Raw genomic sequence first — 15,080 nt, 5'->3', positions numbered from 1 at the left:
CGGCTCTCTCGCGATCACGAGGGCTTGCCCGAAAGTTCGGAGGCGTTTATCAGAATCGCCTCCTGCCATCGCCTCTTGACCAAGCTCGCGCCTGCATACCCATCGTGATGGGAATCAAACACTATCTCAGAATGTGTCAGACTCCCTGTATCATCGGGATCTTGCTGCTCACCTGCTGGCAGGCGCCGACGCGCTTGCGCCTTTTTTAGTGTATGTTGCTGTAAATGTGCATAGCACATTTACAGCAACATACACTAAAAAAGTGGTTTGAGCACCATTGGTGCGAAAAATCATGCACCAGGATGGCGAAGATGATGGGAATCAAATACTTTGTGCTATGTTTTGAGCGTCCGATAAGGGAACCGGACCGCTCAATTGCTATGAAATGCTAAAATTCATAGCAATTGACACGATCTTTGCCAGGTCTTTTTTATCTTTATTTAGGAAGTGAAGAACATTGTAAGGATTAATGTTGCGAGCTTTGCTTAGCGCTCTTTATAAGCTGGGACGGCTAATGGATTGCGTCCGGCGAAGGAGCGTTGATGCCAGTAAGGATAAATGGTGGGGATTTCGCTGGCTTTGTCGAGCTTTTCGACTTGCTCGGCCGTGAGATTCCAATCAACGGCGCCGAGATTGCTTTTGAGCTGCTCTTCGTTGCGAGCGCCAACAATGATGCTCGCTACAGTGGGACGCTGTAGTAACCAGTTCAAGGCGATCTGCGCGACTGACTTGCCTGTCTCCTCGGCTATGGCGTCGAGCGCATCCACGATTTCATAAAGCTTCTCATCGGGAATACGTGATCCTTCCGAACCTATCTGTTGTACACGGCTGCCCTCGGGTGCCGGGTTGTTGCGACGGATCTTGCCCGAGAGTACTCCCGAGGCGAGAGGACTCCACACGATTGTGCCGACCTTTTGATCGATGGCGAGCGGCATCAGTTCCCATTCGTACTCGCGCCCGGCCAGGGAGTAAAATGCCTGATGAGCTACGTAGCGTGTCCAGCCGTAGGCCTGTGCGGTGGCAAGCGACTTCATCAGATGCCAGCCAGAGAAATTGGAACAGGCGATATAGCGCACCTTGCCACTTTGTACCAGGGTGTCAAGAGTGCGAAGCGTCTCCTCGACCGGGGTAAGCGCGTCGAATCCGTGCAGTGTGTAGATATCGATGTGATCCGTATTTAAGCGTCGGAGGCTATCCTCACAGGCATGGATTAGATGATAGCGTGAGGAGCCCACTTCGTTGGGGCCATCGCCCATGCGGAAGGTGGCTTTTGTGGAGAGAAGCAACTGGTCGCGCCGTCCTGCAATAGCCTTGCCAAGCACCTCTTCCGACAGGCCGCCGGAATAGACGTCTGCTGTATCGAATAGATTGACACCTGCCTCCAGGCAGATATCGACCAGACGCCGTGCCTCGTCCACGCCGGTATTCCCCCAGGCGCTGAAAAAAGCGTTCCCACCGCCAAAGGTTGCCGTTCCAAAGCTAAGCGCAGAAACTTTCAGGCCAGAACCGCCAAGTTGCCTGTATTCCATCAGATTGTTCCTCTCTTCTACGATGATAACAATGTATATACGTTGGGGAATGAACATGCTCGTGATTATAGCTCGTTGAGAAGGCCAAAAAGCATAAAAGAGCCCATAGTCATTCCTCGTGCAAAGGTCTTGGATGCAAATTGAGGGGAAATCACCTCAATTTTCTCTTTGAATTTCTATATTACAATAAAATGCAGGCTACTTGCTCGTCCGATGCCGCTATCTTCTAGCGAAGTTTGCCAGATTTTAGTCCTATCTCTCTTTTGGTCATTTTCTCTTTTCATAACTCCTATGTTAGTATAGAAACTGTGCTGCTTCTGGCGGTACACTTCTGCTGTTTCAATGACTATTATTTCGCCCTGGACTTGAGAATGGGGTATCAACATCGCGCTATTGTTGTTCACAGGGGAATTATTTTATGAGTAAAACCATACCACCGCATCCATCAAACACAGATCCCAATCTAAACAATTCTACCTTTTCGGCTGCCAGTTATCAGCGCATGCCAGGCAATCCTGCTCAACCCATGCAGCGCGTGCTACATGCCATGAGAAAGGTGCCAGAAATTACCGTCTACTTCTGGATCATCAAATTGTTGACCACGGCCATGGGTGAGGTAACTTCAGACTATCTGGCTCACCTGCTCGATCCGGTTGTCGCGGTTGCCCTCGCCGGTATTGGTCTGGTTATCGCATTGATCTTGCAGTTTTTGGTGCGTCGCTATGTCGCATGGATCTACTGGTTAACCATTGTCATGGTTGCCGTATTTGGTACCATGGTTGCCGACGTCTTACACGTTGGATTTGGCATCCCCTATATCGTATCGACTGCGTTGTTTTTGGTTGCATTAGCCATCATCTTCGCAACCTGGTATATAAGCGAGAAGACCTTATCGATCCATAGTATCTACACCCGCCGCCGCGAGATCTTTTACTGGGCCACTGTAATGGCCACATTCGCGCTCGGAACCGCGACAGGTGACATGACCGCGTCAACGCTCAATTTAGGATACTTCGCCTCGGGCGTGCTCTTTGCCGTATTAATTGCTGTGCCAGCCCTGGCCTACTGGCTATTTGGTCTGAACGAGATTGTAGCTTTCTGGCTCGCCTACATCCTAACCCGACCTCTCGGTGCCTCGTTTGCTGACTGGATCGGAAGGCCGCAAGGTATGAGCGGCCTTGGACTGGGTACAGGATCAGTCAGCCTGATCTTAACAATTCTGATCATCGCCTTCGTCGGCTACCTGACCGTCACCCATAAGGACAGCAAGGACAGCAAAGGCGAACAACAGTAGCCATCCTCAGGGATCTTCATTGCTTTTTTATTCTCATTAGATGATGCATAGCAAACAGACTCTATCTTATCAAAAAGATAGAGTCTGTTTGCTATGCATCATCTAATGAGAGAAACTTTCTATTGTTTCTCGTAACTACTCAGGTACCCTATAGAGTATTTTTGAGCTCAAAAGTGCTCACTATTGTCTCATCAATAGCTATTTAAAGGCCACTTTTGGACGTTTTATAAACTATTGTTAAGCTTATTGCTACTAGATGTAGTAGCAGGAATCGCTAACGACACAAAATGTGGTCCTGAGTAGTTACTGTTTCTCAATATATGGACAATTCAAAATCTCTAATACTGATTTTTTAATCGTATTATCCAGCTATTAGCAATTTAGTACTTTGTGTTTGAGTGTATCCTATGTCTATGTCATAATGAAAATGATCTCTTTCTGCGCTGTATTGTGTGTTATAGGCCAGGGATAGATAGCATGCCGCTTGTTGTTAGAAATAGCTTTATTTGATTAGCTCTATTATTATGTATCTTTCTGTGTTTTTATAGCTATTCCTACGCGGGTTGAATTTACATCTGGTGGATTGAGAAATGAATTTTAATACTATGTATCTATGTATGATGGTCCCCGGGTGGACCAGGAGAATGACGTAAATGATCGAAGGATCGGGAAATAGCAAGCGCGCATCCAGAGGTGCATCGAAGTTCTGGAGCTTTAAAGTTCTTTTATTGCTCTGTTTTGTAGTGGTAGTGGTGGGTGCTGGTGCCTTATCTCTCAAACTTATCTTGCCTGCCCGCGCAAGTGATAGCTCTGGCCCTGCCATTGACGTGAATCAACTGAATAAAGTGACGCTGGGTAATATGAGCATCACGCATAATTTACTAAGTAATGCACCTTCCACTGCTAAAACTGCTCACTCTGCGATTCGTAGCGCGGTGGCAACTGCATCAAGTACCGACATTTCGCTTCCCTATAACAATGTTGGCACGATGATGGATCAGGGCACTACGACTGCGAAGATCAACGCCAACTTTGACGGCGGCGGTGCGAGCTATTCGCAAAATGCGCTTATTCAATCTGGACTCTATTCTGGCGCATCCTGGTATGGCAATAGCAACTACCAGCAGCAAATTGTCCTGAATGGCACGACTTTTAACTGGCCGGATGTTGCTCTGGGCGCTCCCGATAACGTTTCAGCGACAGGACAAACCATCTTAGTACCAACGGTTGCTAATGCTACTTCGCTTGGTTTTATTGGCGCTGCCACTGGTACCTCAAGTGGGAACGTCACGGTGCGCTATCAGGATAATAGCACGCAAACCTTCTCATTGAGCTTTGACGACTGGACGCTGGGTGGTGGTAATGCCCATGTCTCATCGTTTGATAAAATAGCTGCCGCGATGAGCTACCGGGATCGTCAGGGTGGGGTTGCCCAGACGGTTAAGACCTATCTTTTCTACACAGGATTCAATTTACGCGCAGGCGCAACCGTCCAGAGCATCACTTTACCCAACAAATCCTCCCTGCATATCTTTGCGGCTGGATTTGGCCTGGCCTCTTACTATGATCCTTACAAGAACGTTGCTGTGAGCGACAATGCCAATACCAGCGCGGCAAACATTGACGGCGGTGGTTATAGCTACTCAATGCAAGAACTGAGTCGCTACATTTTGCCAGGCGATGTCCTTAATTATAATGGTACGCAACTCTACTGGCCCAATGTCCTGGCTGGCTCTCCTGATAACATTACTGCAAATGGTCAGACATTCACCTTCAATTCCACTTACGCTAATAATAAGACAAAAATTGGTTTTATTGGCACAGCCACTGGTGGGGCTAGTTGCGGAAATATTACTATTAGCTTTATTGTTGGTAATCCCCAAACATATAACCTGTGTATGGATGATTGGACATTGGGCGGCAGCAAACAATATCCCATAGGACAGTACTTCTTTGGCTTCCCAGGTCGTAATACTGCCAGCGGTAGCCAGCAGAGTGTAAAAACCTATCTCTTTTATTATGAAATTGCTCTTCCGGTAGGTTCTGCCAATGTTGTATCCGTAACATTTCCCTCTTCTACCCATGCAGTGGGATCTTCTGCTGCGGGCGGTCAGATGCATTTCTTGTCGTTTGGCCTGGGTTCGGGGACCTACAATGCCAATGTAGGCACAACGTTTGATAGTAGTACCCATATCTTTGGGAATTTAGATGGCGGCCACAACAGCTATTCAGTAAATGCCATGCAGAAGGCAGGGGTAGTACCTGTAACGTTAACGACACAGGCTGGATATTCCAATTACCTGTTCCGTCTGAACTTTTCTGGGGCCACATTCTACTGGGATCAGAATGGTTCGGTTCTTCCCGACAATTTAGTTCCCACCAGTTCCGGGCAGACGATATCTTTGAATAATCCGATGCCAAATGAGGATAATGGTACTATTCCAGTAAACCCGGTTGCCAATGCAACATACCTGGCAATTTTGGGTTCATCGACCGGAGGGACTGCTTCTGGGAGTATTATTATCTATTATTCTGACGGGACAGGTCAGAAGGTTAATATCAACTTTTCCGATTGGTGTGCTCAAACACCAGTTTTGGGTGACTATGTCGCGCTTAATATGTCCTATCGTAATACTGCTACAGGCTCTCAGACAATTGCTAACCATCTTTATTATACAGATATCAGGCTTAATCCGGTGTCCCCAGGCCTGGTCCCTGTAAGCATTTATATCCCTGCAGCCACTTCCGGTGGTCAGATGCACATTTTCTCCGTGGCACTCAAATAGCATCACAAATCTCCCACACAGCGAAGGCCCGAACCTTTATGGTCGGGCTTTGTGGCACGTACGTATATCCTGGGGAGTCTGGTCGTACACGTCACGGAGCCCGACCGCAAGGATCGGGCCTTCGTTGTTGAGACGATATGTGGGTTTTTTATGCTAAACTGCATATTGATTCGCAGTATGCTATATGTTAATCTAAGAATGATTTATTGATTATAGAGTAGCAATAGATGAAGGGAGTCCCTTTTGAGCGCTGAATTTGTTTTGGAGGCGCAGCATCTACGTAAATACTATCATTCTGTCCACGCGGTTGAAGATATTTCGCTGCATATCAAGCCGGGTGAGATCTTTGGTTTTCTGGGTCCCAATGGTGCAGGTAAGACAACAACGATTGGTATGATTCTGGGTCTGATTAAGCCTACGGCTGGCTCTATCACGGTTTTCGGTGATACTGTCACGCCGTTTCATAATACAGTATTACGGCGTGTCGGGACGATGATGGGAGCGCCATCAATGTTGATGGGCTATTCAGCTCGTCAAAATCTACGTATGCTGGCTCGTTTGTATCCTCAAGTAAACGCTGAGCGCATCGAATATGTTTTAAAGTTAGTTGGCTTGAAGGATGTCAATAATCGGCCGGTCAAGCAATTTTCGACTGGTATGAAGCAGCGTCTGGGATTAGCCCTGGCTCTGCTGGGTGATCCCGATTTGTTGATTCTGGATGAGCCAACTAATGGTATGGACCCGGTTGGCATGCATGAGATTCGCCTGCTGTTACGCGATCTTGCCAGCCAGGGGAAGACGGTTTTTATCAGTAGCCATCTTTTGCATGAGATGCAATTGATCTGCGATCGTGTGGCGATTGTGCGGCAAGGGACGCTGGTGGCGGAAGGAAGTGTGGTTGAACTGCTGGCGCGTGAAAACACCACGCGCGTCAAGACAGCTGATCCCAATCGGGCCGCAGCGCTCTGTAAAGAGATTGGCAATGGATCTGAGAATATCCGTATTAACGGTGTGTATGTGGATATTCAGGGGCTCGTGGTTGAACAGATCGTTGAGCATCTGGTCCAGGGTGGCCTCACGCCAACGGAAGTTTTTCCGATCCAGAACAACCTTGAAAACGTCTTCTTGCAATTGGCGCAGGGTACAACGAAAGGATAAATCGTATGTTGTGGAGAGCTATACTGCTTGAAAAAGACAAGGTCTATGGACGTCTTATCCTCTGGATCGAGCTCGCCATTCTGGTCGCTTTAATCGTTCTGATTGATGTGTTGGAATTTGTCGTTGGTCAGAACCTCCCCGGTAGCGCAGGAGCACTGCTGGTCGACGGACTTACCTGGCCGCGTGCCCTGACGACGGCGACTCAATTTGCGGGCTCTCATACGATTGGTGGCATTCTATTGGTCATCGTGATTGGTGTCATCACATCCCGCGAATATAGCTGGCGTACCTTTCATCTCTGGCTGAGCCGTGGCGTCTCGCGTACTCTGTTACTCGAAGCCAAATGTATCGTAATCTTCTTGCTGTCACTTACCATTGTTGTTATATCCCTGATTATCAGTGTAATCCTCACCGGTATCTTTACCTTGATAGTCCATAACAACCTGCAAATTGATCAGGTTCAATGGGGAACTATCATCCAGAACTTTCTGATTACAGACTATGGACTCCTGCCATATGCTGCCTTAACCTTTGTCCTAACCATCCTCAGCCGTTCCTCAATTGTCTCAATCAGTGTGGTCCTGGTACTCATACTCCTGGTAGAGCCTGTGGCCTATAATGTATTCATGGCCTGGGGCGGCATAGGAATGCAAATAGTACAATATTTGCCATTGGGATTAGAATATGCGCTGAACAGTGCGGTCAATTCCTCGACCCCCTCGGTCTTTCTGCGGAATGTACCTGCTCCCTGGTTGGCTGTGCTCGGCATTGCCTTGTACACCCTGATCTTCACAGGCATCGCTATCTGGCGTTTCCTCTATCAAGAATTTACTGATTAGCAGCGTAAGAAACAAACAAACATCCAGCGTATCCACTGGCGGCCCGGCTTCCTCAAGATCCGGGCCTTCTTTGTTGGGAAAAGTTGGTGAGTCAACCTAAAAAATGTAAGCGGTAGAATGAGAGGGTTGCGAGGCTCTATCTGCATGAATTCTCAGGGAGGAGAAACTCATGTATGGCTATCTTCTTCATTGAAATCAGAAATGGGCTATACTTAAGCAAGCAGGTAGTGATATTGATGAATTTATGGAAATAGATTTCTTTCAGCGAGGTATTGTTTCCTGAATTTGCTCAATATCGATATTCATGATTGCTAAGAAGGAGTACAGAGGAACCAATGAGTGAAGATAGAAAGCCGATGATTGGTTTTATCGGTCTGGGATATATGGGCACACCAATGGCACGGCGTTTACTTCAGGCTGGCTATCCGTTGATTGCCTATAATCGTACTCAGGAGAAGTTGCAAACTATCGTCCAGCAGGGGGCGCAAAAAGCCGCTACGCCGCGTGAACTGGCACTTGCCTGTGACATCGTTATATCCTGTGTCAGCAATGAGCAGGCGTTGGCTGCCGTCTCTGAGGGGCCAGATGGTATTCTGGCGGGATTGAAGCCGCAGTCGATCTGGCTTGAGATGAGTACAGTGTCACCGGATACGGAGCGCCATCTTGCAACTGCCGCCCAGGAGAAGGGGGGGCGAATGCTCGATGCGCCTGTCTCTGGCAGTACTCCACAGGCCAAAGAGGGAACTCTATTGATCTGGGTAGGAGGCGATCAGGATCTTTATCAGCAGTGTTTGCCAGTCTTCCAGGCCATGGGCAAAGCGGCGCTTCATATGGGTAACAATGGGATGGGATCGACAATGAAACTCGTGGTGAACTCGATCCTGGCGCTGGAGATGCAAGCTATTGCGGAAGCTGTTAGCCTGGGCCGTAAAGCTGGCCTGGAAAAAGATACTTTGCTTGATGCCCTGGGTCAGACCACTGTTATCGCTCCGGCGCATCGTGGCAAACTGGAAAATAGCAAAAACGATGACTATCCGGTCCAATTTGCGCTCCCTTTGACCCGCAAGGATCTCGGTTTGATTGCGGAACTGGCCAGCCAACGCTCGGTTCCCATGCCCGCGACAAGCGCAGCCGAACAAATGTATGCCGCTGCCCTTGCCCAGGGGCATACCGAAGATTTCTCTGTCATGACTCAATTCATGTCCAGGCTGGCCGGGCTCAATACACCCGCCCAGAAGTAGACGTGATGTTTTCTGTTCCGAAAGCACAGGAGCAGCGTTCTTTCAATTTATGAGAGAACGCTGCTGGCTTGTTTGTTATAGCGTACTGCGTATTAATCAGCCACCTGAACGGTCTGTGTGGCGCTACTGCCATCAGCGAAGCTCACAATAAACTCAATTTCAGCCGGGGTATCGGGATCATCGGGGACGATCTCGATGTTCTCGATGCTCTCCAATGGGCGCTGTAACGTTTCCGTTATCCAGGCGGACAAAAACTGGATCGCCGGATTCTCCTGATTTTTCTCCAGCCACAATTGTGCCTGCGAAGGTGTTGACATTCTTCATCTCCTGATTAAGTATGCTGTTAGTATATCAGAAGGGAAAAGATTGTGGGCAAGGAATGATGAGATATAATAGATGATATCGCAAACTCTTGCGCGTCTATACTCATCTATACTTATGTAGGGAGGCAGTGAAAATCCCTTTGGAAGATATCATGACACAAAACTTTATTATCGCGTCAGGTGTGGTGGACATACACAGTGAGCCTGATTCTGAATCAGAACTTGTCACGCAGGCGCTTATGAATATGCCCGCTATTGCAGATGAAGATGCTGGCGATTGGACACATATCACGCTTCCCGACTATAGTGGCTGGATCGAGACGAGGCTGCTTGAACTTCCCATTGTGCGTGGCGTATGTGAAGGAGGCGAGGGGACCTGTGGTGTGGCTCTGCCCTATTCAGTGGTGGTCCAGGTCACGCATGCCTCTGTTTATACCCATGCTGAAGGAGAAGAAACACTCTTCGATATCTATCTTTCCACTGTCCTACCCTATATCGACCTTTCTCATCCCCAGCGCGTGCGCATTGCCTTGCCGGGTGATGAAGATGGTTGGATCGAGCGTCAACATATAGAGATTCGCAATAACGATGAATTGTATCCTCTGCAGGATCTATCTGTTGTCGCTGCGCATGCTCGCAGTTTTCTCGATGTTCCCTATTTGTGGGGTGGAAACAGTTGGGAAGGTATCGACTGTAGTGGATTTGTTCAACTTTGCTATCGCATGGGAGGGAATATCATTCCCAGGGATGCTGATCAGCAGCACGATAGCCTGTCCCAAACTGTTGTCCAAAGTGATATGCGGGTAGGCGATCTCATTTTCTTTGGTAGCAAAAGCATTACACACGTTGCAATGGCGCTTAACGAGCACGAATATATCCACGCTGAAGGTCAGCGTTACAACCGTGTCATTATCAATAGCTTTGATCCTCAGCAACCGCATTATGATGAACGGCTTGCTCAAATTGTCTGGGATATTAAGCGTGTCCGTTAGTTCTCGCTTGTATGTGATGCAAAGAATGTGCCAGCACGTTTTTTTGCATCGCATACAAACTCTTTTGAGCGCTATTACTACGAAAATTCATGTTTGAAACCCTGATGCAATTGTATTGAACTACGCAATTGAATGAGAATGTTCATTTTGATGCGCCGCAAAGCGCGACAACTTGAAGCGAGTCATTGGCACGACCGGTTCCTCTTCGCTTACCAGACTACTGACCAATTCACCTAACAATATGCCAAATTTGAATGCATGGCCTGATAAGCCTGTTCCAAGTATAATACGTTTATCATTCGGCATATAATCCAAAATAAAATCTTCGTCGATACTGACATCATACATAAATGCTTCAATTTGGGTTAAATCGGCTTGTTGAAGGGCAGGGATGAGATGATAAAGACGTTCTACAACCTGTTTAATCGCCTGTTGATCAATATGGGGCGGTTCATCGGGATCAGCCGGAGCTCCAAATTCATGAGAAGCAGCTTTAAACCATGATGGTCCGTTTTCGGTGATTTGATGCATCGGAAAGCCGTAGAGGTCACCGGCAATGAATGCAGGACAGGCGTTGACTCCATAGAGGGATGCAGGCAGATTGGCAAAATAGAGCAAATATTGATGTGTCAGGCGTACCGGTAATTCCATTTTACCCAGCAGGCGATGGACCCAGGGGCCTGCGGCCACAATGACACGATCCGCTTCTATAGTATCTCCATTCGCCAGTAGCAAACGAATTGGTTTTAACAGATCTTCGTGTTCAATCGAAGTTACGCGTTGTCGCTCTTGAATCGTGCCACCCATATCAATAATACAATCGCGTAATACTTTTAGACAGGTCGATGCATGCATCATACCGGCATCCATATTGTAAGAGATGAAATCATAGTCTGCTGTGTTGAACTGCGGAAAACGTTGCGCACTTGCGGCGTGCGTCAAACGCTCAGGAGCATAGCCTAATTTGCGTACCGTGTCATATCCAGGCCTGGCGAAATTATCATTTTCATGTCCAAGGACCAGTACACCTGTCGGGGTATAGAGATGACGCTGCGTCTGCTGCTCCAGCTTTTTCCAGCGCTCCAGGCTCAGATTTACCATTCCTGTATAGAGCGTATCATTCCCATATTCAAAGCGTAATAGACGTGACGAACCATGAGATGATCCGCGATCATGATCGATGGTGGCTTGTTCTAGTACTGTTACCCTGATAAAGCCCTGCATGAGCAGATTATATGCCGTTGCAAGCCCCAGAATACCGCCACCTACGATGATAATACGTTGTTGGTTCACGATAAAATTAGCCTCCTGTCTATGCGTTTATTTAAATATGACGATTATAACAAAATAAATATTAAATATCAAATAGAAGTGACAGGAAATTAGTCGAAATGGAGTATTATAAATAGGTGTATACTATGATTTATAAATGTAATGAAACCACACGAAAATGTAAATATATTGTATGTGTATATGTATATGTGTCTGTATGATAATGTGTTTGCGTGATAGAACAAAGAGTGAATTTGTATCACCTTCGATCTTTGTTCTATCAGATGCATGCATATCATTCGAGCTCGACGATGGAGCAAGTTGTAGCTTATAATGGCTATGCCCGTCAGCGCGAGTCTCTTTTATAGCAGAGGCTATGAATAATAATATGACGTGTTGCTATAATCACTTATCAATTTTGTAGAAAGTGAAGCTGTACAGTTATGACTGAAAATGTATCTGAGACCAGGCCCAAGAAAATATTTGTGGGACCATCACATCTTTTACCAGCTCAGCCTGAGGTACCATCCTCAAAATACTACACGTTACGCTATGTACTGGCGGCAACCCTGGCAGTGGGTGAGAGTCGGATTATTCTGCCTGCCTTTAGCGATGATAGTGACGCGCTTTTTTGTGGGTGCCGCATGCTGGGAGCTGAATTGCACTGGGAGGATGAGCAGGAGCAAGTCCTGGTGATTCGAGGTGTAGAGCGTCCTACGAGTAGCGGGCCATTGACGATAAATGTTGGCAATGCTGGCGCCGTTGCTCGTCTCTTGCTTGGCCTGGGAGCCCTCTTACCTGAGGTTACCTTTGTGACCGATCATCCAGAGTCCCTGGGCAAACGCCCCAACCGTGAACTCCTCGAAGCTCTGACCTCTCTGGGCGTGATCTGTGAGGGAACTGGTCCTGAAGGCTGTCTACCGATCACGCTGCGGCGCAATGAACTGCATGGTGGACACGTTACCATTTCCGGGGCGCGCAGTTCACAATATCTTAGCGCACTCCTCTTTCTTGCTCCTCTGTTGCCCGAAGGATTAGAGATCGATGTTGTCGATGGACTAAAATCGCAGCCGTTGGTGCGTGCAACGTTGGAAGTATTGCAGGAAGCTGGTATTGTTGTTTCGCATGATGCCGCTTTACTCCACTTCCATATCGCGCCAGGACAACGCTATCAGCCCCGTACCTATCGTATTCCGGGAGATTATCCATCCGCTGCCGCACTCCTGGCTGCCTATGCCGTCTCCAATGATCCTTCCAGTATCCTGCATCTCGACCGCTTGCGGCCCGGTGATGAGGTTGGAGATGTGCTGCTGCAAACCTTCAAGGACATGGGAGCGGATATGCAGATAGCTGGCGAAAATGTTACTCTGCGTGGTGGACGTCGCTTACAAGGTTTTGAACTTGATGGTGATCCAGTCATCGACTGCATTCCCGTGCTGGTAGCTGCTGCCTGTTTTGCTGAAGGTGAAAGCATCATCTCCAACATTGAGAGCCTGCATTATAAAGAGTCCGATCGCATCAATGATCTCTGTAGCGAGCTACGCAGAGCTGGCTGTAACGTCGAACCGCAGTCTGATGCAATCATCATTCATGGACAACCCCAGGGCGTCGAAGGGGGTGTTACTGTGGATGGACATAGTGATCACCGCCTCCTGATGGCGCTGGCAATTGTGGCCCTTCGCAGTCATCGAGGCTTGACGTTAACGGGAGCCGAGCATATCTCGAAAAGTTATCCCCACTTCTTTACCGAATTGCAGAGCTTCGGAGCCACTATTCGCACTATCGTTTAAGCCTGAATATCCACCCGTAGGAGCCACCCTCCCGTGAAGGGTGGCTCCTACGGGTGGATCGGCGTTTCATCTGTGGGGTGCTATAGCCAGGCTTGCTATAGAATGATACAATACTCTTCGGTCATAATGGCAGACATCGCTGCTTGCGTGGTTGTTGTGCGGGTTTTCGATACAGTCGAAAGGATAGGATTGTGTACAGGTATAAGGGCTTTGACAGCGCTATTTGCAGCGGAAGTATGGCAGCGCTTGAGGCTATTATCAATGCCTGGATGGAGGAGGAACGCCCACGCATTCGACATATGAGCCAGAGTGTTCGCGGTCAGAATATCGTGATAAGCTTTGTCTATGAAGATACGCATGAATTAGAACAACGTATCACGGCCCAGCATCAGGCCACGACAATTACTGGAGCCTTCCCACGTATTTTTGACGAAGACCTGGTTGAAGAACGACCCACCCTCCCGAGTATACCGGCCACGCCGCCGCCTATGCATTAAGCTTTTCGTTTTCTCTGGTTAACATAGGATGCTCCGGGTTGTAAAGAATAGAACATAGTCAGACAGAGAACTCAGTAAGGATAAACATGGCGATTCCATATCTACTTTATGTAACTCCAGATGGTGAGATTCTTGAAGATACACGCTTACAGGCCCTTTCCTTTGGGGATCGCCCTTTGAAGGCCAATGAATTGATTCCCTTGCCAGATGGTGTTACCCTTTCAATGATGCCAGATCGGCTGGCGGTGGGGCAGAAGCGCAATGGGACCCGCTCTGTGCTCCCTCAATCGCGAGGCTGGGCTGTTGCGGCCCTCCTGCCTATCGGTTATACGCGCACCCTCTTGCCAGCTTATGAAAAAGTGCCCGATACAGAACCCCTCCCTTTCTTTGGCTATAGTGCTGTTGCAGGCATGAATGGCAAACTTTATGTCGCGGCTGTTAAAACAGACGAGGTACGCAAATGGCATCCACGGGCCTTCAATGCGCAAAAACTGGCGAAACTGGTGCATGAAAAGCAGGCATTGTTTCCCGAGAACCGCATTATTGGACAGCATGCCCACTGCGCCCTCGATTATTCCTGCCCGACGGCCAGCAATCTCTTCTTTGAAAGATGGGAAATGGCTATTGCCGTATCGCCCAGTTGTAACGCCCGCTGTGTGGGATGTATCTCGAAGCAGGAAGAAGAAGATCTTATCTCGCCGCAGGATCGCCTGACCTTTGTCCCGAGCGTCGAAGAGATCGTTGAAGTTGCCATCACCCACCTTGAAAAAGCCGAAGATGCTATCGTTAGCTTTGGACAGGGCTGTGAAGGTGATCCTTTGTTGCAATGGCCGCGTATCAGTAAAGCCATCAAAGCTCTGCGTGAAAAGACCGACCGGGGAGTAATCAATATCAACACCAACGGAAGCAATCCCCGCTGGCTCCAGCGCCTCTACGATGCCGGGCTTGATACGATCCGCGTCAGCACCATCTCCGGGCATCCTGAAACCTATAACGCCTACTATCGGCCATTGGGATATACGCATGAAGATGTCACTGAATCCCTCAAGAAAGCCGCTGAAGCCGGCGTGTATAGCTCCATCAATCTGCTTTGCTTCCCTGGGCTGATTGATCGCGAGCGAGAGATCGAAGCTCTGCTCAAACTGGTGCGCGATACCGACTTAAAGCTTATCCAGCTACGGAATCTCAATATCGATCCCGAAGTCTTCATCCCACGCATGCCTGACTTTGCAAGCATGGGCAAAGCGCTTGGCATGAAAAAGCTGATCGAGATCCTGCATCAAGAGCTACCCAACGTCGAGATCGGCAATTTCAGCCGTCCTATCTCACGCACAGCTCAGGCTGCGCCTGCACTCTAAT

At 48.3% G+C, this 15,080-nt stretch carries 13 protein-coding genes; 10 read left to right on the top strand and 3 right to left on the bottom strand.

Features of this window, described 5'->3' with window-relative positions; genetic code table 11:
* A partial coding sequence (locus F1593_RS28840; RefSeq protein WP_216368758.1) for a hypothetical protein occupies positions 1-209 on the top strand: 209 nt, incomplete at its 5' end.
* A 276-nt stretch (positions 210-485) separates the two neighbouring features.
* On the opposite strand, the gene F1593_RS03315 is transcribed toward F1593_RS28840, so the two are convergent.
* Entirely contained in the window at positions 486-1,529 is a 1,044-nt protein-coding gene (locus F1593_RS03315) for an aldo/keto reductase (RefSeq protein WP_149400145.1), read from the bottom strand.
* 502 nt (positions 1,530-2,031) lie between these two features.
* On the opposite strand from F1593_RS03315, the gene F1593_RS03310 reads away from it, so the two are divergent.
* From F1593_RS03310 to F1593_RS03290, 5 genes are all read left to right on the top strand, one after another.
* Positions 2,032-2,823, top strand: a complete 792-nt coding sequence (locus F1593_RS03310) for a COG4705 family protein (protein WP_371873783.1) — start codon at positions 2,032-2,034, stop codon at positions 2,821-2,823.
* Between the two features lie 653 nt (positions 2,824-3,476).
* Positions 3,477-5,609: a beta-sandwich domain-containing protein gene (locus F1593_RS03305; RefSeq protein WP_149400143.1), complete on the top strand. Its 2,133-nt coding sequence runs from the start codon at positions 3,477-3,479 to the stop codon at positions 5,607-5,609.
* Between the two features lie 243 nt (positions 5,610-5,852).
* A complete protein-coding gene (locus F1593_RS03300) occupies positions 5,853-6,767 on the top strand; it encodes an ABC transporter ATP-binding protein (protein WP_149400142.1) in 915 nt (304 codons plus the stop codon).
* A 5-nt stretch (positions 6,768-6,772) separates the two neighbouring features.
* Complete coding sequence (locus F1593_RS03295; RefSeq protein WP_149400141.1) at positions 6,773-7,606, top strand: DUF2705 family protein; 834 nt, start codon at positions 6,773-6,775, stop codon at positions 7,604-7,606.
* 335 nt (positions 7,607-7,941) lie between these two features.
* Positions 7,942-8,847 carry an NAD(P)-dependent oxidoreductase gene (locus tag F1593_RS03290; protein WP_149400140.1) on the top strand — a complete coding sequence of 302 codons (906 nt, stop codon included), beginning with the start codon at positions 7,942-7,944 and terminating at the stop codon, positions 8,845-8,847.
* 92 nt (positions 8,848-8,939) lie between these two features.
* On the opposite strand, the gene F1593_RS03285 is transcribed toward F1593_RS03290, so the two are convergent.
* Complete coding sequence (locus F1593_RS03285; RefSeq protein WP_149400139.1) at positions 8,940-9,164, bottom strand: hypothetical protein; 225 nt, start codon at positions 9,162-9,164, stop codon at positions 8,940-8,942.
* Between the two features lie 158 nt (positions 9,165-9,322).
* Between F1593_RS03285 and F1593_RS03280 the strand changes: the two genes are divergently transcribed.
* Positions 9,323-10,162, top strand: a complete 840-nt coding sequence (locus tag F1593_RS03280) for a C40 family peptidase (RefSeq protein ID WP_149400138.1) — start codon at positions 9,323-9,325, stop codon at positions 10,160-10,162.
* A 120-nt stretch (positions 10,163-10,282) separates the two neighbouring features.
* On the opposite strand, the gene F1593_RS03275 is transcribed toward F1593_RS03280, so the two are convergent.
* On the bottom strand, positions 10,283-11,455 hold the full coding sequence (locus tag F1593_RS03275; RefSeq protein WP_172631831.1) for an FAD-dependent oxidoreductase: 1,173 nt from the start codon (positions 11,453-11,455) through the stop codon (positions 10,283-10,285).
* A gap of 464 nt (positions 11,456-11,919) precedes the next feature.
* On the opposite strand from F1593_RS03275, the gene aroA reads away from it, so the two are divergent.
* The 3 genes from aroA (at position 11,920) to F1593_RS03260 (ending at position 15,079) form a co-directional block, all read left to right on the top strand.
* The gene (aroA, locus tag F1593_RS03270) at positions 11,920-13,224 is read left to right on the top strand and encodes a 3-phosphoshikimate 1-carboxyvinyltransferase (RefSeq protein ID WP_216368757.1); all 1,305 of its coding nucleotides are present in this window, start codon (positions 11,920-11,922) and stop codon (positions 13,222-13,224) included.
* Between the two features lie 191 nt (positions 13,225-13,415).
* A complete protein-coding gene (locus tag F1593_RS03265) occupies positions 13,416-13,721 on the top strand; it encodes a hypothetical protein (RefSeq protein WP_149400135.1) in 306 nt (101 codons plus the stop codon).
* 86 nt (positions 13,722-13,807) lie between these two features.
* Entirely contained in the window at positions 13,808-15,079 is a 1,272-nt protein-coding gene (locus tag F1593_RS03260) for a radical SAM family protein (protein ID WP_149400134.1), read from the top strand.
* The last annotated feature ends 1 nt before the right edge of the window (position 15,080 follow it).

Source organism: Dictyobacter arantiisoli, from assembly GCF_008326305.1.
Taxonomy (GTDB): domain Bacteria; phylum Chloroflexota; class Ktedonobacteria; order Ktedonobacterales; family Ktedonobacteraceae; genus Dictyobacter; species Dictyobacter arantiisoli.
The sequence above is the reverse complement of the archived record's forward strand: the minus strand, read 5'-3'. Positions and strand labels throughout refer to the sequence as shown.